The organism is Cryobacterium sp. PH29-G1 (genome assembly GCF_030063365.1).
In the GTDB taxonomy this organism is placed as follows: Bacteria; Actinomycetota; Actinomycetes; order Actinomycetales; family Microbacteriaceae; genus Cryobacterium.
The window spans coordinates 88,508-108,205 of record NZ_JASISY010000012.1 but is presented as its reverse complement, the minus strand read 5'-3'; the positions used below and the strand labels follow the sequence as shown (position 1 = coordinate 108,205).

17 protein-coding genes and 1 pseudogene are annotated in these 19,698 nt (G+C 63.0%); 7 read left to right on the top strand and 11 right to left on the bottom strand.

Annotated elements, in window-relative coordinates; translation table 11 throughout:
* From QMK22_RS14170 to QMK22_RS14155, 4 genes and pseudogenes are all read left to right on the top strand, one after another.
* Positions 1 to 259: pseudogene (locus tag QMK22_RS14170) on the top strand (hypothetical protein); the annotation flags it as partial.
* A 197-nt stretch (positions 260 to 456) separates the two neighbouring features.
* On the top strand, positions 457 to 1,515 hold the full coding sequence (locus QMK22_RS14165; RefSeq protein ID WP_283498294.1) for a nitronate monooxygenase: 1,059 nt from the start codon (positions 457 to 459) through the stop codon (positions 1,513 to 1,515).
* A 198-nt stretch (positions 1,516 to 1,713) separates the two neighbouring features.
* A complete protein-coding gene (locus QMK22_RS14160; RefSeq protein WP_283498293.1) occupies positions 1,714 to 3,189 on the top strand; it encodes an amino acid ABC transporter substrate-binding protein/permease in 1,476 nt (491 codons plus the stop codon).
* Positions 3,186 to 3,947, top strand: coding sequence for an amino acid ABC transporter ATP-binding protein (locus QMK22_RS14155; RefSeq protein ID WP_283498292.1), 762 nt, complete (start codon positions 3,186 to 3,188; stop codon positions 3,945 to 3,947). The genes QMK22_RS14160 and QMK22_RS14155 overlap by 4 nt, the downstream gene beginning before the upstream one ends.
* A gap of 103 nt (positions 3,948 to 4,050) precedes the next feature.
* On the opposite strand, the gene QMK22_RS14150 is transcribed toward QMK22_RS14155, so the two are convergent.
* The 3 genes from QMK22_RS14150 to QMK22_RS14140 form a co-directional block, all read right to left on the bottom strand.
* A complete protein-coding gene (locus QMK22_RS14150) occupies positions 4,051 to 5,019 on the bottom strand; it encodes an AraC-like ligand-binding domain-containing protein (protein WP_283498299.1) in 969 nt (322 codons plus the stop codon).
* A gap of 130 nt (positions 5,020 to 5,149) precedes the next feature.
* Positions 5,150 to 6,421 (bottom strand): aminotransferase class III-fold pyridoxal phosphate-dependent enzyme, encoded by a 1,272-nt coding sequence (locus tag QMK22_RS14145; protein WP_283498291.1) that lies wholly within the window; start codon positions 6,419 to 6,421, stop codon positions 5,150 to 5,152.
* Positions 6,422 to 6,464: 43 nt separating this feature from the next.
* Positions 6,465 to 7,466: a phosphotransferase enzyme family protein gene (locus QMK22_RS14140; protein ID WP_283498290.1), complete on the bottom strand. Its 1,002-nt coding sequence runs from the start codon at positions 7,464 to 7,466 to the stop codon at positions 6,465 to 6,467.
* A 155-nt stretch (positions 7,467 to 7,621) separates the two neighbouring features.
* On the opposite strand from QMK22_RS14140, the gene QMK22_RS14135 reads away from it, so the two are divergent.
* On the top strand, positions 7,622 to 8,233 hold the full coding sequence (locus QMK22_RS14135; protein WP_283498289.1) for a TetR/AcrR family transcriptional regulator: 612 nt from the start codon (positions 7,622 to 7,624) through the stop codon (positions 8,231 to 8,233).
* A gap of 115 nt (positions 8,234 to 8,348) precedes the next feature.
* On the opposite strand, the gene QMK22_RS14130 is transcribed toward QMK22_RS14135, so the two are convergent.
* The 3 genes from QMK22_RS14130 to QMK22_RS14120 all read right to left on the bottom strand — a co-directional run bounded on the left by QMK22_RS14130 (position 8,349) and on the right by QMK22_RS14120 (position 12,099).
* Complete coding sequence (locus QMK22_RS14130; protein WP_283498288.1) at positions 8,349 to 9,761, bottom strand: aldehyde dehydrogenase family protein; 1,413 nt, start codon at positions 9,759 to 9,761, stop codon at positions 8,349 to 8,351.
* A gap of 74 nt (positions 9,762 to 9,835) precedes the next feature.
* Entirely contained in the window at positions 9,836 to 10,633 is a 798-nt protein-coding gene (locus QMK22_RS14125) for an SDR family NAD(P)-dependent oxidoreductase (protein WP_283498287.1), read from the bottom strand.
* Positions 10,630 to 12,099 (bottom strand): APC family permease, encoded by a 1,470-nt coding sequence (locus QMK22_RS14120; protein ID WP_283498286.1) that lies wholly within the window; start codon positions 12,097 to 12,099, stop codon positions 10,630 to 10,632. The genes QMK22_RS14125 and QMK22_RS14120 overlap by 4 nt, the downstream gene beginning before the upstream one ends.
* 637 nt (positions 12,100 to 12,736) lie before the next feature.
* On the opposite strand from QMK22_RS14120, the gene catA reads away from it, so the two are divergent.
* Positions 12,737 to 13,594, top strand: coding sequence for a catechol 1,2-dioxygenase (gene catA, locus QMK22_RS14115; RefSeq protein ID WP_283498285.1), 858 nt, complete (start codon positions 12,737 to 12,739; stop codon positions 13,592 to 13,594).
* 12 nt (positions 13,595 to 13,606) lie between these two features.
* The gene (catC, locus tag QMK22_RS14110; RefSeq protein WP_283498284.1) at positions 13,607 to 13,900 is read left to right on the top strand and encodes a muconolactone Delta-isomerase; all 294 of its coding nucleotides are present in this window, start codon (positions 13,607 to 13,609) and stop codon (positions 13,898 to 13,900) included.
* Positions 13,901 to 14,047: 147 nt separating this feature from the next.
* On the opposite strand, the gene QMK22_RS14105 is transcribed toward catC, so the two are convergent.
* The 5 genes from QMK22_RS14105 to QMK22_RS14085 are packed head-to-tail and all read right to left on the bottom strand — an operon-like array spanning position 14,048 to position 19,659.
* Positions 14,048 to 15,091, bottom strand: a complete 1,044-nt coding sequence (locus tag QMK22_RS14105) for an FUSC family protein (protein ID WP_283498283.1) — start codon at positions 15,089 to 15,091, stop codon at positions 14,048 to 14,050.
* Positions 15,088 to 16,242, bottom strand: a complete 1,155-nt coding sequence (locus QMK22_RS14100) for a winged helix DNA-binding domain-containing protein (protein ID WP_283498282.1) — start codon at positions 16,240 to 16,242, stop codon at positions 15,088 to 15,090. Before QMK22_RS14100 ends, QMK22_RS14105 begins: the two co-directional genes overlap by 4 nt.
* A 56-nt stretch (positions 16,243 to 16,298) precedes the next feature.
* Positions 16,299 to 18,068 (bottom strand): tripartite tricarboxylate transporter permease, encoded by a 1,770-nt coding sequence (locus QMK22_RS14095; protein WP_283498281.1) that lies wholly within the window; start codon positions 18,066 to 18,068, stop codon positions 16,299 to 16,301.
* Positions 18,068 to 18,643, bottom strand: coding sequence for a tripartite tricarboxylate transporter TctB family protein (locus QMK22_RS14090; protein WP_283498280.1), 576 nt, complete (start codon positions 18,641 to 18,643; stop codon positions 18,068 to 18,070). Before QMK22_RS14090 ends, QMK22_RS14095 begins: the two co-directional genes overlap by 1 nt.
* Entirely contained in the window at positions 18,640 to 19,659 is a 1,020-nt protein-coding gene (locus tag QMK22_RS14085; protein ID WP_283498279.1) for a Bug family tripartite tricarboxylate transporter substrate binding protein, read from the bottom strand. The genes QMK22_RS14090 and QMK22_RS14085 overlap by 4 nt, the downstream gene beginning before the upstream one ends.
* Positions 19,660 to 19,698 lie beyond the last annotated feature (39 nt).

The window sequence follows — 19,698 nt, the reverse complement described above, 5'->3', positions numbered from 1 at the left end:
CTGGAGCGAAGCCCACCACATCGAAAACTGGCTCGCCGCCAACGGCCTCACCAACATCGACCAAGCCATCCTGCTCTGCACCCCACACCACCTACTGCTCCACAACCGCGGCTGGAAAACACTCCTCATCGACAATCAGTATTGGCTGCAGCCCCCGGCCGACATCGATCCCCAACAAACACCGATCGAACTGCCCAGCAAAAACCCACTCCTCCAGCAGCCGCCCCTGCTCGATCAGCACGATGACTACCTAGACTGAGTCGTGGCGCCGCTCGCGCCGGTAGTGCTGGCATCGTCGCTATGCGCCGGTCACGAAAATGAGCGTCGAACTGTGCCACGGGTACACGGGGGCCCGAGCAGGAATAGAGCCGGAACAGAACCGGTAATGCGGCAGTGCTCCGAGTAGAGCTTCCATCCAGTGGATGGAACCGAGTCCAAACGAATCAAGGAGATTGCGTGTTCAGTCTGAGCGACCTGGAGATTCCCATCATTGCGGCACCGATGGCCGGCGGTGCATCGACCCCGAGCCTCGTGGTCGCCGTGAGCGACGCCGGCGGACTCGGTTTTTTGGCCGGCGGCTACAAGACGCCGCAGGCTCTGACCGCGCAGATCGTTGGCGTGCAGCAGCGCACCGAGCGCGCCTTCGGCGTAAACCTTTTTCTGCCCCAGTCGCCCATGATCGACCGAGGCGCCGTCGAAGCGTACCGGGACGTTCTGGCGCGCGAACTTCCCGCAGCGTCCGGCGCGATCGCCGACCAGCTGCTGGCCGCCGAGATTCAGGCCGACGACGACGACTGGTTCGCGGAGAAGGTGGCCGTTGTCATTTCCCAACGGGTCGCGGTGGTCTCCTTCACGTTCGGTCTGCCGCCCCTTGACGCCGTGCAGCGGATGCACGCGGCCGGATGCTGGCTGATCGCCACCGTCACGTCAGTGCCCGAAGCCTTGGCGGCGGTCGCCCGAGGCGTGGACGCCGTCTGCGTGCAAGGTCCAGAGGCCGGCGGGCACCGAGCGACCTTCACTGCGAGAGACGAACCGGGCACTCTGGAATTGGGCGAGCTTGTGATCGCCATTCGTGAGGTGGTGACGCTGCCGCTGATCGCGGCGGGCGGCATCCACTCGGGTGGGCAGATTGCGTCGTTTCTCGCCGCCGGAGCGGAGGCCGTGCAGCTCGGCACCGCTTTTTTGCGCACCGAGGAGTCGGGCGCGACCCCGGCTCACCAGGACGCACTCGTCGACCCGCGGTTCAGCGAGACCGTTACTACCCGGGCTTTCTCCGGCCGGCCAGCGCGGGGCCTTCGTAATGCGTTCATCGGGGCCCACGATTCCAGGGCACCGCACGAGTATCCGCAGGTGCATCACCTCACCAAGGTGCTTCGAGCGGATGCCGCCCGTCGCGGTGACCCCGACGGGCTCGCCCTGTGGGCCGGCACCGGTTTTCGCCACGCACGCACCGGCCCCGCCGCTACGATTCTCTGCGGACTGTGGATCGACGCGTTCTCTGCGGCGGCTTCGTAGCATCGGCTTCCCTGTCGACCGGTCCCCACGAACCACCGGCACGATAGTCGTTGTGGAGTGCACCCCAAGGTAGGCTCTTTCGCAGGGTGCGCAGCACCCGGTACCCGGTAGTTCAGCGTCGATCGGCGCGATACACCCCTTTGGCTGACAGGGCGAGCAGGTCGCGACACGAATCGCACGATAAGAAATGGTTTCATTTTGCGCAAACTCAATATTTTCCGGGCGGGAAAGCTCACGGTCGCCGTTACAGCGCTGCTGGCTCTCGCCGGCGGATTCGTCGGCGTCAGCGCCGCAGCCGCGAGCCAATCTGCGGCACACCCGGTGTCGGCGGTTTCTGGCGAAACGTTCGTCATCGGTACCGACACCACCTTTGCACCGTTCGAGTACCGCAAAGACGGTGAACTGACCGGCATTGACATGGACTTGATTCGTGAGATTGCCGCGAACCAGGGCTTCACCGTTGAAATCAAGTCGCTCGGATTCGACGCGGCGTTGCAGGCGTTGCAATCCAACCAGGTGGACGGCGTTATCGCCGGCATGTCGATCACCGACGAGCGCAAGCTGGTCTTCGACTTCTCCGACCCGTACTTCGACTCCGGCGTGCAGATGGCTGTTGCTGAGTCCAACACGGCGATCACCGGCTACGCCGACCTGGCCGGCGAAACCGTCGTCGCGAAGCGGGGCAGCGAGGGTGAGACCTTCGCCAAGTCGATCGCGGACGAGTACGACTTCACCGTCAAGTCCCTCGCCGACTCGGCCACGATGTATGACGACGTCAAGGCCGGCAACTCTGTCGCGGTGTTTGATGACTACCCGGTGCTTGCCTACGGCATCAACCAGAACAACGGTCTCAAGTCGGTCACCGAAAAGGAACAGGGCAGCTCCTACGGCTTTGCCGTGAACAAGGGCCAGAACCCGGAACTGCTCGCTGCGTTCAATGCCGGCCTGGCCGACCTGAAAAGCAGCGGCGATTACCAGAGCATTCTCGACAAGTATCTTGAGCAGCCGGCGCCCGCCGCGGCATCCGGTTTCTTCGGTTTGCTGACTGATAGTCTGCCGGCTCTGATGAAGGGCCTGGGGCTGACACTGCTCGCGACCGGCCTCTCGATTCTGATCGCCCTCGTGCTCGGCGTACTGTTCGGGTTCTTCAAAGTCTCCGAGAGTCGCCTCTTGCGCGGCTTGGCGAGTATCTACGTCAGCATCTTTCGGGGCACTCCGCTGCTCGTGCAGGCATTCTTCTTCTACTTCGGCCTGCCACAGCTCACCGGGCAGTCGATCGACGTGCTCACCGCCGGTGTGCTCACCCTGAGCCTGAACGCCGGTGCCTACATGACTGAGATCGTGCGCGGCGGGATCCAGTCGGTTGACCCCGGCCAGACCGAGGCCGGTCGCAGTCTGGGACTCAGCTACGTCACGACCATGCGGCGCGTGGTACTGCCGCAGGCCGTGAAGATCATGACGCCCTCATTCATCAACCAGTTCGTGATGACCCTCAAGGACACCTCGCTTCTCGCCGTGATCGGCTTTGCCGAGCTCACCTACCAGGGTCAGCAGATCTACGCCTCGAACTTTCGCACGGGTGAAACCCTGCTGATCGTCGCGGCGCTGTACTTCATCGTCATCAACCTGCTCACCATGCTCTCCAACAAGCTCGACAAGAGGTTCAACAAATGAGCACCAGCGCCATCACCAACACGAGCGCCAGCAGCAAAATCAGCGTCAGAGGCCTGCGCAAGTCCTTTGGCTCCAACGAGGTGCTCAAGGGTCTCGACGTGGAGATCAGCGAGGGCGAGGTGGTCTGCGTCATCGGCCCCTCCGGTTCGGGTAAGTCCACTTTTCTGCGCTGCCTGAACAAGCTCGACCAGCACTCCGCCGGCACGGTCATCATCGACGGATTCGACCTCGGTGATAAGACCGTCGACCTGAACGAGGTGCGCCAGCACATCGGAATGGTGTTCCAACATTTCAACCTGTTCCCGCACATGACGGTGCTGCAGAACATCATGCTCGCGCCGGTCGAGTTGAAGAAGGAGTCCAAAGCGGATGCCCGCGCCACGGCCGTGAAACTGCTCGACCGGGTCGGGCTCGCCGACAAGGCGGATGCCCGCCCCGCGCAGCTCTCCGGTGGGCAGAAACAGCGCGTGGCCATTGCCAGGTCGCTCGCGGTGAACCCCGACATTATGCTCTTCGACGAGGCCACGAGCGCCCTCGACCCGGAGATGGTCGGCGAAGTGCTCCAGGTTATCCGTGACCTCGCCGCCGAGGGCATGACCATGGTCGTCGTTACTCACGAAATGGGTTTCGCTCGCGAGGTCGCCGACCGGGTCATCTTCATGGCCGACGGCGTCATCGTCGAAGAGGGCACGCCGGCCGAGCTGTTCGGCAACCCGCAACAGGAACGCACCCAGGACTTTCTGTCGAAGGTGCTTTAAACCGAAGATACGACCTGTCCCGCGGTCCGCTGCGCGCAGTGCCCCGGTGAAGTGAGGGCGCTGCGCAGCAGCAGATCAAGTACGTCCTACGAGAAGGACGGTGTCATCGCGATGACGGTTCCGAGTGAAAACGGCGGAACTCGGTGGGGGACATTCCGTTGGCGGCCCGAAAGATCCGGCTGAAGTGAGCGGCATCCAAGAAACCCCATTGAGCGCCGATAGCCGCTACGCCCCGTGTTGCCTGCGCTGAATCGACAAGGTCTGCATGGCAGCGTTCGAGTCGAAGTTCCTTAATCAAGGCGGCAACAGTGGTTCCTGTTTCTGTGAACAGCGTGTGCAGATACCGAGTCGAGATGTAGTGGGCTGCCGCGATGCTACTCGGGGTGAGGTCCGGCGATGGCAAGTGCACTTCAATGTACTTTCCAATTTTGCTGAGCAGGCTCTGCCTCGTGTCCTGTTCCGAGGGATGTAGGCCCAAAACCTCGGTGAAGAGATTCTTCGCCAGGTCGAGGCTGGTGTCGGCCAGTTGCAGCCGCGTTGCCCCGGCGAGCATGCTGAACTGCTGAGAAAAGTTCGTGATGAACGCCGAAAGGATGGGGGCCAGTGGGTGCATCGCGCTGAGCGGGGCGGCGCTGAGATGCTCGAGGGACGCGACGGGTGCGCTCAGAGAATTCTTCGGGAACATCATGATGAGGTTGCGAAATTCGCCATCGAACAGCAGTGAATACGGCCTCGAGGTGTCGTAGAGCGTTAAATCTCCGGCTTGCATCACCAGTTCCCTGCCGTCTTGGACGAGGATGCTCGTGCCCGCCAGCAGCAGGCTTACCTTGTAATAGGAACTCCCGCCCCGGGAGATCTCGCACGAAGTACGCTCGACCGTTTGCGCGGTAGAAGCGATCTCCGTGAAAACGACATCGCCCGCGCCAGCGGTGCGAATATCAGCGAAAAACTCACCTCTGTGCTGGGGAGATATTCGCAGCGGCACAAATGACTTCGCGATTGCATTCAGATACGATGCGTGATCATCCGAATGCATCTCAGTGGTGAAATCTTGAACGTTTCGTCGCAGCATATTCACTTCACAGGTCCTAACGCCGTAGTCTCAACTGCCGCCGCAGTTGGTGCGACGTTACCTCAAGTCAGGCCTATTCCGGTCTTGATCGTCTCCGCGGGGACATTCTGCCGTAGTTTGCGAACTCGCGCTATATTTCGTCGAGGGATGCTTGCAGCGCGTCGAGCAGGATGGGGAGCTCCGCAGCGCTGAAGGCAAGCGGTGGGCGCACCTTGAGCACATTGTCGTGAGGGCCGATTTTGGCGATGAGAACCTTCCGTGCCTTCATCGACTCAACGACTTTTTTGGCCAGATCCGGCGCTGGTGCACCATCCACTCCAAAATCGAGTCCGAGGAAGGTGCCAACGCCCTTGGCTGAGCGAATGAAATCGTACCGTGCGGCGAAATCGTTCAGAGCCGCGAACGCTGATGCGCCAATGATCCTGGCTTGCTCCATGAGGTCACGATCCCGCATTTCCAGCAGCACGGCTTCGCCGACTGCGGCTGATACGGGGTTTCCCGCGAAAGTGTTGAAAAACATGTTCGCGGATCCGAATTCCTCGAGCAGTGACTCACTGGTGACAACCGCCGCCATGGGCTGCCCGTTGCCCATGGGTTTTCCCAAGGTCACGAGATCGGGGTGCATTCCGACGCGCTGGTAACCCCACATGTGCGTTCCGGTGCGCCCAAAGCCACTCTGCACTTCGTCCGCAATAATCAGACCGCCGGCAGCATGAATACGATCCATTATTCCGGCGATCAGGCCGTGGGGCAGGCGAGGCAGGCCCTCGCTGGAGAACAGAGAATCGAAGAGGCAGGCGGAGACCCCGTGTCCGGCGTCCTGAAGGGAAGTGATCATTCCGTCTAGTTCTGCGAGTGTGGCGCGCAGTACCTCCGCTTCTTCGCGCGTTTCCAGGTCCATATCAGGAATGTGCAGGGTGCGCACATGATCGGCGAGGGCCTCTTGCGTGTGCAGTGCGGTGGTGAGCTCTGAGAGAGTGATGGTATTTCCGTGATAGCTGAAGTCGGAAACGATCACACCCTTGTTGTGTGTGTGCTGGCGTGCGATTCTGAGCGCAAGTTCGTTTGCTTCGGAACCAGAGTTAGTGAAGAACACGCGGTCAAGATAGTCATCGAAGGTAGCGAGCAACTGCTCCGAATAGTCGATTACTCGGTCGTTGAGGTACCGGGTGTGCACGTTAAGCCGTGACGATTGATCCATCAATGCCCGGAGGACACGCTCGTTGCAATGACCGACGTGCGGGACGTTGTTGTATCCGTCGAGGTACTGATCGCCGTGAATATCGGTGAACCACACGCCCTTGGCGGACACGAGGTGCAGCGGCTCATTGTAGAAGAGTGGCGAGTGCGGACCGATGGTTCGGTTGCGGCGGATGATGAGGTTTTCGGTGGTGGTGGTCATGTGCATATCCTTTCGAGCCGGGTACGGCTGGGTGGTTGCCAGGTCAGGCTGCGAGCAGTGCGTGGGCGAGTTGAACGACGCGGGGGATGAATTCTTCGACCACGAATTCGGCGGTGTCATCACCGCGGCGGTCGGCGGCCCACCCGAGGTAGGTGAGGGCGCGGGCAAATACGATCGCGGGATAGGCTGCATGGTCGCGCGCTTCAAATGGGCGAATTGCCTCGTAGGCATCGAACAGGGCGACCCGGTACTCCTCGTAGCGCGGGTGCGGAATGAAGAAGTTGAGAGCCGTGGCGAGATCGAACAGGTGCCAACCGTGCGCGAAGTCATCGAAATCAATAACGACGAGGCCGGCGTGGGTGCGGAGTACGTTTTCGGGTGTGAGGTCGGCGTGGATCGGGCCGTACCGCAGGGGGTGCGCCCCGTAGTCGGCGAGGGTGGCGCGCATGCGCGCGATTGCGGCCTCGACGGTAGCGCGGTCTGCGCCCGTGAGTTCGGGGAGCCGGAGCGGATCGCCCCAGGTCCAGGTCGGGCCGGTCAAACCGCCATGATCCCAGTCCAGACGCTGGGCACTCACGATGTAGCCGGAGCGCTCTGTGGCATCGTGAACGCGAGCGAGCAGGGTGCCCAGCTCGGCGAAGTCCGAGGGGGGTAGCTGCGCGGTCCCGTCAAAGGCGGTCGCCTCGGAACCGAAATTGCCATGATTGACCAGCAGCAGTTGAAGATCGACCTGGTGCGGCCCGTACGGGCTGGTTTCACCGACGATGCAGAAGATGCGCTCATCGAGGGCGCGGATGAACTGGGGCACCGCCACACCTTGAGAGCGCAGAGCCTCAACGAATTCAACCTCGCTCGCCAGCTCGGCATCGGAATGATAGCCCCGCCGGTGCACGCGCACGACATAGTCGACGCCGGCAGCGTGAGCGGAGAAGACAAAATTTTCGCGATACTTCAGGAGGGTGAGCGGGGTCTCGGGATCGATTCCGTAGTGGGGCAGAGCTTGGGCTGCGAGTTGCTCCGCAGCGGCGAGATCAACGTTGATCATGTGCGTCCTTCCGGGGGTCCTGGTTTGAGGCTAACACCATTGCACCACACTTCTGTACTCGGCGTACAGTAAATATATTCCTCGTCCAATCATGCTGAGTGATTCATGACGTGAGCGGGTGGCCAGCCCATGCGGATCGATAGTCTTGAGGGACGATGTTAGAGACCAAAGTAAAACCCACCTTGCGGGAGCGGCGGTTTCAGCGCACCCGGCAGGAGCTCGTTGACGCCGTACTCGCAGCGGTGGGTGAGTATGGGATCGAGGGAGTCACTATCGATCGGGTAGCAGAACACGCCGGTCTCTCTCGGGGCACCATTTACGCTCACTATCCGGCCGGGCGCGACGAACTGTTGCGGGCGGCATACGCCGCACTGGGCCACGACGTCGCGGCGCGTACCCGAGCGCGAGTATTGGAGGCCGGTTCCTGGCAGGCGCGGCTCGTCGCGCACGCGAGCGTGATGTATGAACTTGCCCGGGTTGAGCGCATCGGCTATTTTTTCAATGTTTCCGGGCCTGCGCTGATCCCCGAGGGAGAAGAACGTGGAATCGGATCCTCGGCAAGCGTGGCACTCATGCGGGAGACGCTGGTGGCCGCACGGGAAGAGGGCACACTGGCCGCAGACGTACCGCCGGACTCGATCGCTATTTTGTTGGTCGGGGCGGTGCGTGAGGCTGCCGCGGCTGTCGCGAGCGGCGCGTGCGACGCCTCCGAAGCGGAGGAGGGCTTTGCCCGTCTGGTTGAGGGGCTCGCCGCCGGAGTACGTTGACCAGCTTGGCAGTACCGTCGGACGCCTGAACGCAGAAACACAGACGCTCCTCCTGAGCGCCCCGTTCTGGGGTCTGCGCGGGAAGAGCGTCTGTGATTGCTTGGTCGAGACCTATCTAGCCGCTGACGACCTGCGGCTGCGACACCGCTTTGAGGCCCTCGACACCGAACTCCATGCCGTAGCCGGACTGCTTTGCGCCGCCGAAGGGTACGCGCGGGTCAACCATGCCGTGGGCATTGATCCAGACAGTTCCGGCCTGGATTCGAGAGGCCACCTCGCGTGCACGCTTGATGTCGGTGCTCCAGACAGAAGCTCCAAGGCCCACCTCGAGGGAGTTGGCCTGTGCAACCGCCTCGTCGAGGTCCGTGTACCGAATGATGGGCAATGCGGGTCCGAACTGCTCCTCGATGACCAGATCATTCTGCGGATCGATATCCGCAATGAGCGTGGTCGGGTAGAAGTATCCTTTTGCATCGCGCTCGGGGTTGCCGCCCAGCACCACGCGTGCGCCGGAGGCCTTCGCCGATTCGACGAGGCGATCCACGATCTCGAACTGCTTCTTGTTCTGCAGCGGACCGAGCGCGTTCTGGTCCTCAAGGCCGTTGCCCATCGGAACATTCCTGGCGAAGTCGGCCAAGGCATCGACAACCGCGTCGTAGACGCTGTCGTGAACGTAGAGGCGCTTGAGAGCGGCACAGGTCTGACCGGTATTAATGAACGCACCCCAGAAGAGACCTTCGGCGATTGCCGTCGGGTCGACATCTGGAAGCACGATCCCGGCATCGTTGCCACCCAGCTCGAGCGTGAGTCGGGTCACGTTCCCGGCACTGGCCTCGATGATTTTCTTGCCCGTCGGGGTCGAACCGGTGAACATGACCTTGCCGATTTTGGCATTGCGGACGAGCGCGTCGCCGATCACGCTGCCTGGACCCGAGATCGTGTTGAGCACGCCCTCAGGCAGCGCCTGGTTCATCACCGCGGCCAGGGCGAGGCCCGAGAGGCTGGTGGTTTCGGCCGGCTTGATGACGACGGTGTTTCCCATTCGGATCGACGGGGCAATCTGCCAGATGGCGATCATCATCGGCCAGTTCCACGGGGTAATCGCGCCGACAACGCCGATGGGTCGGTAGTGCAACTCCGCGTATGTCGTACCATCATCGACCAGCGTTTCCACGGGCAGTGGTGTGTCAGCCGCAGTCCGGAGCCAGCCCACGCAGCCACCGACCTCAAATCGAGCATTCGGCCCGTTCAGAGGCTTGCCTTGTTCGCGCGACAGAAGCTCAGCAAGTGCTTCTGCTGATGCTTCAATGGCGTCAGCGGCGCGGTGCATGTACTGGCGTCGCTCGTCATCACTGAGCGCTGCCCACGCCGGCTGGGCGGCTGCAGCCTTGTCGATCAGATCCGAGAGCTCGTCGACGCCGTGAACGGGTGCCAGCCCGATCAGCTCACCGGTGGCGGGGTCGATGACTTCGTTGGTCTTGCCGTTCTTCGCTGTGACTGCGGCGAGCAAGCTTTCGTAGGTGTCCATGGTTCCTCCTCATTGAGTACTGACTTTTGTGTGTGCCAAGTTAGTGGGTGAAGCGTGCCGAATCGTGCACGGAGCTAAGCGGGGAATGACGACCGGCCGGTGTAACCGAAGTCGGAGAGCAGGCTTTGCCCATTCACCGCGCGGGCACGCCGGCTGGTGAGGTAAGCCACCGACCAGGCGATGTCTTCGGCTGACTGCACCGGGAACGGGGGATTATCCATCACGTCGTCACCCAGACCTCGTCGGGCCATCGGAGTGTCTACGACCGAAGGGGCGACGCTATTCACTCGGATCCCATCGGTGTCGTACAGTTCCACCGCAAGGGCTCGTGTGAGCTGGATTATCGCGCCTTTGGAGGCGTTGTAGGCCAGCATTCCCGGAACCGCGACGAAGCCCGAGTCCGATCCGATGATGGTGATCGTCGGGTTATCCGCCAGCCTGAGGTAGGGGAGCGCGGCTTTCACCGCAAGGAAAGCACCGAGCACGTTCACCTCCAGGACTTCGCGAAAACCCGCTGCGGTGACCTCGGATACGGCAGCGCCCATTTCTCCGTCGACGCCGGCAGAGATCACGAGAGCATCGAGTCCACCGAGCTGGCGGGCGATGTCATCGATGGCATCCGTCACCGCTTGCTCATCCGCCACGTCGGCCGGTGCGAGCACAACCCGTGCCGCTCCGGCTACAAACTCGAACTCCGTAGCCGCCGTCTCAAGACGTGCTCTTGAGCGACCGATGAGACCGACGCTGGCGCCCGAATCATGAAAGAGGCGGCCGCACGCCAGACCGATTCCCGAAGCGCCACCGGTGATGGCCACACGCCGGGGAAGGCCCAGCGACACGCGTTCATCCGTGTTCTGCGTCGTGACGGTCATCGCTTCACGGCCTCGGCTGCTTCTCTGAGCTCCTCGTCGAAATCTTCGAGGTCATCCGAGAGCCCGGCGTAGACGTCGGGCTTCTTCGCTTTCAGATACGCGCCGTAGACAATGCCACCGATGACGGCAGCCACGAGGATCCACGGCAGGGCGACCACGTACGGCTCTTCAGAACCGGCGACCGTGGGGAAGTTAGCCAGGGCCATGATGCTGAACAAGGCCAGTGCCAGGAATCCAAGACCCGGGGCGATGAAGGTGCTCCACCAGCGACGGTCGCCTTTCTTGCGAAAGTACGCCACAACCGAGAGGGCTGCGATCGCTTGCACGATGATAATGGCGAGGGTCGCGAATCCAATGCCGACAGGTACCAAAGTGAGGATCGGAGGAACGTCGGGGAGGACGAAGCGGAAAATCGCCGCGATGAGAATGGCGAACAGCGCGTTGACCAGGAGCGCACGATCCGGCGAACCCTTGGCGTTTGTCTTCGCGAGCCAGTTCGGGAGCACGCGGGCCCGACCCATGGAAAAGAGGTACCGAGCAGCTGAGTTGTGGAATGCCAGCTGTGCGGCGAAGAGGCTGACGACGACCAGAATCAGAGCGGCGGTGAGGCCGATCGGCCCCAGATAGTTGCCGATGACCATCAGGGTGAGGTCGCCGCTCTCCAGGTGGTCAAGGGCAACGCCCTGTGCCTCCGTGGCTCCGATAGCGCTGATGATTGCCCAGGCGGCGAAAGCGTGCATCAGGCCGATGATGATGATCGCGGTATAGGTGGCGCGTGGGATCGTCTTACGGGGGTTCTTGGCCTCCTCGCCAAAGAGGGCGGTGGCTTCGAAGCCGATAAAGGCGGTCGCAGCCAGGAGCAGGCCGATCCAGAGCGAACCGCCCATGATGACCTCAGGGTGGAAGATGCTCAGATCGAAGCCTGTGGTGAAGAGTACCGAAAATCCGAAGACGACGACCAGAAGGATCTCAACGACGAGAGCGATGCCAAGTGCGATGGCGCTGACATGAATGCCCGATCGGGCGAGCAGGAAGACGAGGACCATCAGCACGAGAGCAGTGAGGAACCAGTCCAGTTCCACACCGAAGAGTTCTGGAAAGACCACGGCACCGGCGAAGAAACCGATGGTACCGAGTGCGCCGGCCACGAAAGCGTTGTAGCCGATCGTGGCGATGATGCCGGTGATCAGGCCAGCGGTCTTACCGAGGCCCTTCACCGCGATCGCATAAAACCCACTGGCGTTGGTGAGCTCCTTGGTGATTTGTGCGTAGCCGACGGCGAAGAGGAGTAGCGCACCCGCCACCAGGAGAATGGATATGGGAACACCTCCGCCATTGCCGAGTCCGATCGCCAGCGGAAGGACCACGATCAACACTGTGACCGGGGCTACTGCCGCGAGGACGAGAAAAACGATTGAACCGACGCCGAGTTTATTTCGGGCGAGATCGGTGTTTGCATCTGCCATAGCAGTCTCCTTCGTTGGAGCGGGTCAGGTGATTGACGTGACGTTGACAGTGACATATTCCGATCAGACTGTCGATACCCCGGGATTATCACTGCGCGCAAAGAACAATCTTCGGCGCTGGTCGTCAACAGAGCGCATGCCGGATGTTCGGTCCCTTGGGAAGAACCCCACCGGACGCTGCTAGAACTACCTATTGAATGGCGAGAAATACGTATTGCCAGCGGATTCTCCCGTTCAGTATCTTCAGGGAAAGGCTTTGAGCGCTATTCACCTGCGATCAGGAGAAAAATGACGGATTCAGTTGTCGATGACAGTTACGGGAACGGTCGCGGAACGAAAAATCTGGCGATACCGGGTCTCACCCGCTCAGGCCAGTCACCGACCCATCTCGGGTCAAGCACTGGCGCCCTGACGCTCGGCACGCGCCGGCCAATGCTCACCGCGGATCCGAGTTTCCCCTCTTCGTGCGCAGGCTGCGGTCATTCTCCGGAGGCCTGCCCGGGTGCTGAGATCGATTCTCAGAATATGGTGCGTTACCTGCGGTGGTTGCACAACTAACCGGTGTCAGAACTATTCCTCACAAGACCACGACCCGTACATCCAAATTCTGGGGCGGGACAATGAAATGGAGCAATGTATGTCTCAAGAAGTACAAGACCTGGAAGCTTCTGCTGCAGCCTCCGGCAACGCCGCCACGGATCGCTTTCGCACGAGCGGCAAGACGGGCACCGCCGTGGCCTCCCCGGAACGTGTCTCCCTGATCGTCAACGAGGTTCTCGGCGCTGTCTATGACACTGTGCGCAAGCACCAGGTCAGCTATGCGGAGTTCAACGTGCTCAAGGCTTGGCTGATTAGCGTCGGCGAGGATGGTGAATGGCCGTTGTTCCTGGATGTGTGGGTCGAGCACGTCGTGGAAGAGGTCGCCACCGGGGACCGCTCAGGTTCCAAAGGCACCATCGAGGGTCCGTACTACATCCCCGAGGCACCAACACTGACCACGCCTGCGACGCTGCCCATGCGAGCGGATGAGGCGGGCACACCGCTGCTGCTGTCGGGTCAGGTAACCGGCACGGATGGCGCAGCGTTGGGCGGAGCGATCGTCGAAATCTGGCACGCCGACGACGACGGATTCTATTCACAGTTCGCCCCCGGCCTGCCGGAGTGGAACCTTCGAGCTACGGTCATCGCTGACGACAACGGCAATTTCGCGATCAACACCATTCAGCCGGCCCCGTACCAAATTCCGACGGATGGTTCCTGCGGAAAACTCATCGCTGCCGCCGGATGGCACGCGTGGCGTCCGGCCCACCTGCACCTGAAGGTGTCCGCCCCGGGGCGGCAGCTGCTCACCGCCCAGCTCTATTTCGAGGGAGATACGCACCTCTCTGATGACATCGCCTCGGCCGTGAAGTCCGAACTCGTGTTGCGGCCCACGCCGACAGCCGACGGTGCGGGCCGGGAAGTCACCTACGACTTCGTGCTTGATCCAGAATAAATAGGGGGGCTCATGCTTTTCGCAATCCGCATGGACGTCAATTTGCCCGTGGACATGGATCCGACGGTGAAGGCCGACACGCTTCTTCGGGAGAAGGCCTACTCACAAGAGCTGCAACGGAGCGGTGAGTGGCTGAACATCTGGCGGTGCGTGGGAGAATATTCCAATCTCAGCATCTTCGACGTCGAAGACAATGAACGCCTGCACAACATTTTGTGGAACCTCCCCCTGTTCCCCTACATGCGGATTGATGTAACGCCGCTTGCGACGCATCCCTCCGCAATCGCAGCGCCGGCACCGGGTTGACAAGCCTCCCGGGGAGACGGAAATCGGAGTCGTTTCGACTACGATCACGTTTTCCTGGGGGACGCCGGTGCTTCTAAGCTCGGACGTGCCGGTGGTGGGGCTAGATCGTGCACCTGCGGTGGTCGAGCCATTTTCTGAGCCAGTCGCTCAGGCGCGGTCCCCGACGATCTCCTCGCGTACCCGGCGCAGGTCTTCCATGAGGGAGCCGATCAGAATCCAGTGGTCCGGGTGCGGGGTCACAATGCGCAGCGGCGCGGTCAGAGCGAGATCATCGATCGCCGGCAGATCGGGTACCTCGGTGAGGTCACCCTCCTGGCGGGCGAGCAGCTTCAAATCGTGCGCGGCCCGAGCCAGTTCGCGCGAAAAGGCCTGAACACTGGGCTCGAACTGCAGCGATTGGTCGTAGTGGTCATGCAGCGCCCGGGTCATGCCGATGGCGCGGGTCACGAGCGTCGGCAGCCGCTCGATCATCTCCCGGTCGGCATCGAGGCCTACCCGCAGCCTGGCTTTGCGCGGGTTGAGCATGAGACTCTCCTCCGCCTGCGCGATGGCCTTGTCGGCCGAGGCTTGCATGGGCCGCAGCAGCCGGGCCTTGATCATCAGCTCCATCAGGTCGATCGGGGTCTGCGGGGTGCGCAGCGCCTGGGCGATGCGGTCGAAGGTGTCCGCCAGCTCGCGCGCAAGCAAGCTGACAGCGTCACGCGCGGGCGCAATCAGTACCGGGGGAACGATGAGTGCATTGATGATGAGAGCGATCCCGGCCCCGATGAATGTCTCGAAGATCCGATCGAGGGCGTATCCGGGCGTTGTCGCGCCGAGGGCGAGCACGAGCATGGCGCTGATCGGAATCTGACTGGAGGCGACGGGCGACAGGCGCAGCGCCCAGGCGACGAGAATGCTCACGACGATGGCCCCGAGCACGATCCAACTGCTTTGGCCGAGGAAGAATCCGATCGTGGAAGCGATGATGACACCGCCGATGACGCCCGCGGTGCGTTCGATCGCTCGGCCGAGGGTCTGGTTGACGCTCGGTTGCACCACGAGCAGGGCCGCGATCGCGGCAAAAATGGGCAGGTCGTTCGGCAGCAACAATTGGGATGCGACCCAGGCCAGACCGACGGCGACGGCCATTTTCACGACTTGCAGAACCGGGAGCCGTTTGGGGATGCGCAGGGCCGAGGTTAGTTTCACTGGTCAAGGCTAACCCGCCCCGGGACCTCCGCACGCTTGAGCTTCACCGCAAGAAATCTGGCGTAGTCCTGTGCTGCTCGCGCGAATGCCCGTTGCGTTTTCGAGGCCCGAGCCCGCCCGGTTGCCGTGGTGGGTTCGTCGAACAGCACGGCCTCGGCGGTGAACCCCGACGTGGCAATCGTCTTGCGCCAGGTTCCGACAATGTGGCCGTTTCTGACCACGATGGGGAGAAAGATCCCGTTGAGGCCGGGCACGACCCGGGTGAGCTCCTCTGCGGCGATCACGTGCGTGCGATCGCGGTAACCGAGCAGATACTCATCGAACCCGGGCAATGCGAGCACCTGCGTGCGCCGTAGAGCGGGGGAAACTGCCGTATCCGCTGCTTCCGTGGCAAGAAAATGCGCGACGCCATCGACCCGCACCTCGGTGAGGTTGTGCCTGGCCACCGCCAACCCGATTTTCGCCTCGGCGACGGTGAGCTGCGACCACCAGACGAAATCAGCCAGTGTCGCCGGCCCGTGGCCGATGAAATAGCGGTACACGAACGCGCCGAGCGCCTCGTCGCGCTCCAGCCGGCGCGGGTTCAGCACCCACTCGTCCAGTAGCACGAGGCTCTGCTGGGTGCCGACGTGCCGACCCCAACACAGTGTTCCGGTGAGGGCGAGGTGGGAGACGATGTGGTACCCGCGCTGGCCCTCGGTCGACAGCCCTGCAGCTTGCAACACGGTCATGAATTCGGCGCGGCTGAGTTGGGCATGCCCGGACAGGGCGCTGATCGCGGCTTCTCGAGCGCGCTCCAGCACAGAGAGATCGAGGCCGAGTCGTTCGTTGATCGTGCGCGTTCTGGCGATCATCCGCGGTGTCGTGAGGGCCTGCATCCAGCCCAGTTCCCGAGCCGGAACAAAATGTAGCGTGCCCCGCATCGGCCAGGAACGCACAATCTGCCCGGCCGAAACAGCCGCTTGTACGTCGGACTGTGTGGTCCCGGGGGAGCGGACGCCCAGCGCCCACTGGCCGGCAGCGTAATCCTGGGCCTGCACCGCGAGCATCCGCTCAGCCACGGCGACGGGCCCATCCGCTGCCGGATCCGTCAGGCCGTGCGCATGCAGGCGCAGCCGAATGACGTCGGCGCGAGAGGCGGCAACTGGCATGACACCAGTATGCCGACTCCCGCGCCGAGGTCGAAGGGCAAGATTCGAGAAACTGGCTAACGGCGGGAACGCCCGGCCGGAGGACGCACCACGCGAATCACGCGGGCGCTTGTGTCCGAGGTCTGGGTTCCGAAAGCATCGAACTCTTCCCTCCATTCGGAATCCGCCGTACCGGAATCCGCCGTACCGGAATCCGCCGGTGCACCGCCGCCGGACACCGTGCCGCCGGACACCGTGCCGCCGGACACCGTGCCGCCGGACACCGTGCCGCCGGGCATCGAACTGCCGGAAGCGGGGCCGTCCGTCGGGCCGCCAGTCGGGGCATCGGTGGGGCCGCGGCGATCGAAACGGCGCAGCAGTGCCTTCACGACGGGCGGACCGATCAGGTACAGGGCGATGACGGTGTACACCACAACGGCCAGCGGCTCACTCAGCAGCGCGGCCGGGTCGCCGGCGCTGATCTGCAGCGAACGGCGCAGTTGACGTTCCATCTCCGGGCCGAGGATGGCGCCCACGATAATGGGCAACACCGGGAACCCGAAGCGGCGGGCCATATAGCCGAGCGCGCCGAGCAGCAGCAGGATGACGATGTTGAACGCCTGCATGCCCGCAGCGTAGGCGCCGAGCGTGGCGAAGAACAGGATTCCGGCGTAGAGGTATGGCCGCGGGATCCGCAGCAGCTTCGCCCACATCGGCGCGAGCGGCAGGTTGAGCGCGAGCAGCAGCGTATTGCCGATGAACAGGCTCGCGATGAGCGTCCAGACCAGCAGCGGCTCGGTCGTGAACAACAGCGGCCCCGGGTGGATGCCGTACTGGTTGAACGCGGCGATCATCACGGCGGCGGTGGCCGTCGTCGGCAAGCCGAGGGTGAGCAACGGCACGAGGGTGCCGGCAGCGGATGCGTTGTTCGCGGCTTCCGGACCGGCGACACCCTCAATGGCCCCGTGACCGAATTCCTCAGGATGTTTGGACAGCTTCTTCTCGGCCACGTACGAGAGGAACGTAGGAATTTCCGCTCCGCCGGCCGGGATGGCGCCGAACGGAAAGCCGATGGCCGCGCCGCGTAGCCAAGGCTTCCAGCTGCGCTTCCAATCTTCCTTGCCCATCCACGGCACGCCGACCGGGATGGTGGCCTGCTTGCCGTGCCGCAGGTGCGCGGCGATCCAAAGGGCCTCACCCACCGCGAACAGGGCGACAGCGACGACAACCACATCGATGCCGCCGGAGAGCAGCGGCTGGCCGAATGTGAGGCGGGGTTGGCCCGTCGTGGCGTCCATGCCGACCAGACCGATGGCGAGCCCGATGAACAGTGACGACAATCCTCGGATGCGGCTCGCGCCGAGCACGGTACTCACCGCGACGAAGGCAAAGACCATCATCGCGAAGTAGGAGGGAGCGCCCAAGCTGATGGCGATGGCCACGACGAACGGTGCCACGAACACGATGCCGGCCGTGGCGATGGTGCCGGCCACGAACGACCCGATCGCCGCGGTGGCGAGCGCCTGGGCGCCTCGTCCGGCCTTGGCCATCTTGTTGCCCTCCAGGGCGGTGACCACCGACGATGACTCACCGGGAGTGTTCAACAGAATCGATGTCGTCGACCCGCCGTACATTCCGCCGTAGTAGATGCCGGCGAACATGATCAGTGAACCCGTCACGTCGAGTGCGTAGGTGAGCGGAAGCAGCAGCGCCACGGTCATAGCCGGGCCGATGCCGGGCAGCACACCGACAGCGGTACCGAGCAACACCCCGATCAGGGCGAAAAGCAGGTTCTGTAGGGTCAGCGCGTTGGCAAACCCGTCCATCAAAAGCGAGAGATTGTCCATTACAGAATTCCTGTCAGCAGGCCGGCCGGAAGGGGAATGCCGAGCCCGAGTACGAAGCCATAGAACACACCGACGGCCAGAACGGCGCCGATGGCCAAGGCCCAGAAGTAACGCTTCGACCCGAGCAGCAGCGCTGCGCCGTAGAACAGCAGCGTGCTCGATACCACGAACCCCAGAAAGTCGAGGGTGAGGGCGTAGGCGAGAATGACCCCGGCCAGACCGAACACGGTGGGCCAGTGCGCGGGGAGGGTGAGGTCGATGTCTTCGCCTTCTTCCGCTGCGGCACGGCCGCCACGCAGCACGCTCACGGCGAGGGCGATCGAGCACAGACCGAGGGCGACGGCGATGATACTCGGAACGACGCGCGGTCCCATCACGCCGGCGTTGATAGCGGTGTCGCGGATATGCGCGGTGTCGAAGGCGATCACGATCGCCAGAACGGCCAGCAGGAGGGCGACGCCGAGCTCCGCCCGGCCGCGCAGCACCGCGGGCACCCGGCTCGCGGTCGGCGTGGCAGAAACGGTGCCCCCGGCGCTGGTCATCGAGCCGGGAACGCCCGCGGTGCCGTTGCTCATATCAGGCCCAGTGTTTTCAGGGTCGTGGCGACGCGCTCGTCCTGCTCGGTGAGGAACGTGCCGAAGTCGTCGCCGGTGAGGAAGGAATCGGTCCAGGCGTTGGCTTTCAGAACGGCAGCCCACTCGTCGCTGTCGTGCATGGCGGTCACCGCGTCGACCAGGCGAGCTGTCTCGGCGTCGGTCAGGCCGGGTGCGGCGAGGAATCCGCGCCAATTGGTGAAGATCAGGTCGACGCCCTCTTCGGTGAGGGTGGGGGCATCGATAACGGGGACGCGCTCCTCACTCGTCACGGCCAGTACGCGCAGGTCACCGGACTTGACCTGCTCGAGGAACTCGCCATAGCCCGAGGCTGCGAACTGCAACTTTCCGCCGAGGATGGCCGGCAGCAGCTCTCCGCCCCCGTCATAGGAGATAAAGTTGACAGCGCCCGGGTCGATGCCCACGGCATCCGCGAGCTGCATCGGCAGCAGGTGGTCGGGGCCACCGGGTGACGATCCGCCGCCGACGGCGAAGGCGGCCGGGTCGACCTTCCACGCCGTGATCATGTCGTCGAGACTCTGGTACGGCGAGTCGGCGGGCACGAAGATGGCGCCGGCCTCTTCGATCAGGCGCGCGATCGGGGTGGCGTCGGCCACCTTGGCGTTGCCTTCGTTGGTGTACGCGGCGCCGACGACGCCCAGGCCCATCACCATGAGAAAGTTGGCGTTGCCCGTTTCGGTGAGGGTGCGGGCGAGGCCCACGGTGCCGCCGGCGCCGGCGAGGTTGGTGACCTCGGTGCTGGTGGCGGTACCGATGTCGTCCATGACCTTGACGGCTGCACGACCGGTGACGTCGTAGCCGCTCCCGGGGGCGTTGGGGACCATGACCTGAAGGTTGTCGATCGGGCCGCTGGCGGCGCCGTCGGTGTCTTTTGCGCCCGTGACTCCGCAAGCGCTCAGGGCGAGAATTACCGCCCCGGCCAGAACGGCGGTGCCCGCGGTTCGACGGGAACGCGTGATGCGTGCTGTGATTGGCATGCTTAAAATCCTCTTCGATTTCTGGCCAGCCTCTTTGCC

What these genes read in the sequence shown, in the direction of transcription:
- QMK22_RS14095 (WP_283498281.1), bottom strand. Translation starts at nt 18,068, where the DNA reads ATGGACAATCTCTCGCTTTTGATGGACGGGTTTGCCAACGCGCTGACC.
- QMK22_RS14100 (WP_283498282.1), bottom strand. Translation starts at nt 16,242, where the DNA reads ATGCCAGTTGCCGCCTCTCGCGCCGACGTCATTCGGCTGCGCCTGCAT.
- QMK22_RS14125 (WP_283498287.1), bottom strand. Translation starts at nt 10,633, where the DNA reads ATGACCGTCACGACGCAGAACACGGATGAACGCGTGTCGCTGGGCCTT.
- QMK22_RS14120 (WP_283498286.1), bottom strand. Translation starts at nt 12,099, where the DNA reads ATGGCAGATGCAAACACCGATCTCGCCCGAAATAAACTCGGCGTCGGT.
- catC (WP_283498284.1), top strand. Translation starts at nt 13,607, where the DNA reads ATGCTTTTCGCAATCCGCATGGACGTCAATTTGCCCGTGGACATGGAT.
- QMK22_RS14130 (WP_283498288.1), bottom strand. Translation starts at nt 9,761, where the DNA reads ATGGACACCTACGAAAGCTTGCTCGCCGCAGTCACAGCGAAGAACGGC.
- QMK22_RS14145 (WP_283498291.1), bottom strand. Translation starts at nt 6,421, where the DNA reads ATGACCACCACCACCGAAAACCTCATCATCCGCCGCAACCGAACCATC.
- QMK22_RS14085 (WP_283498279.1), bottom strand. Translation starts at nt 19,659, where the DNA reads ATGCCAATCACAGCACGCATCACGCGTTCCCGTCGAACCGCGGGCACC.
- QMK22_RS14135 (WP_283498289.1), top strand. Translation starts at nt 7,622, where the DNA reads ATGTTAGAGACCAAAGTAAAACCCACCTTGCGGGAGCGGCGGTTTCAG.
- QMK22_RS14140 (WP_283498290.1), bottom strand. Translation starts at nt 7,466, where the DNA reads ATGATCAACGTTGATCTCGCCGCTGCGGAGCAACTCGCAGCCCAAGCT.
- QMK22_RS14150 (WP_283498299.1), bottom strand. Translation starts at nt 5,019, where the DNA reads ATGCTGCGACGAAACGTTCAAGATTTCACCACTGAGATGCATTCGGAT.
- QMK22_RS14155 (WP_283498292.1), top strand. Translation starts at nt 3,186, where the DNA reads ATGAGCACCAGCGCCATCACCAACACGAGCGCCAGCAGCAAAATCAGC.
- QMK22_RS14090 (WP_283498280.1), bottom strand. Translation starts at nt 18,643, where the DNA reads ATGAGCAACGGCACCGCGGGCGTTCCCGGCTCGATGACCAGCGCCGGG.
- catA (WP_283498285.1), top strand. Translation starts at nt 12,737, where the DNA reads ATGTCTCAAGAAGTACAAGACCTGGAAGCTTCTGCTGCAGCCTCCGGC.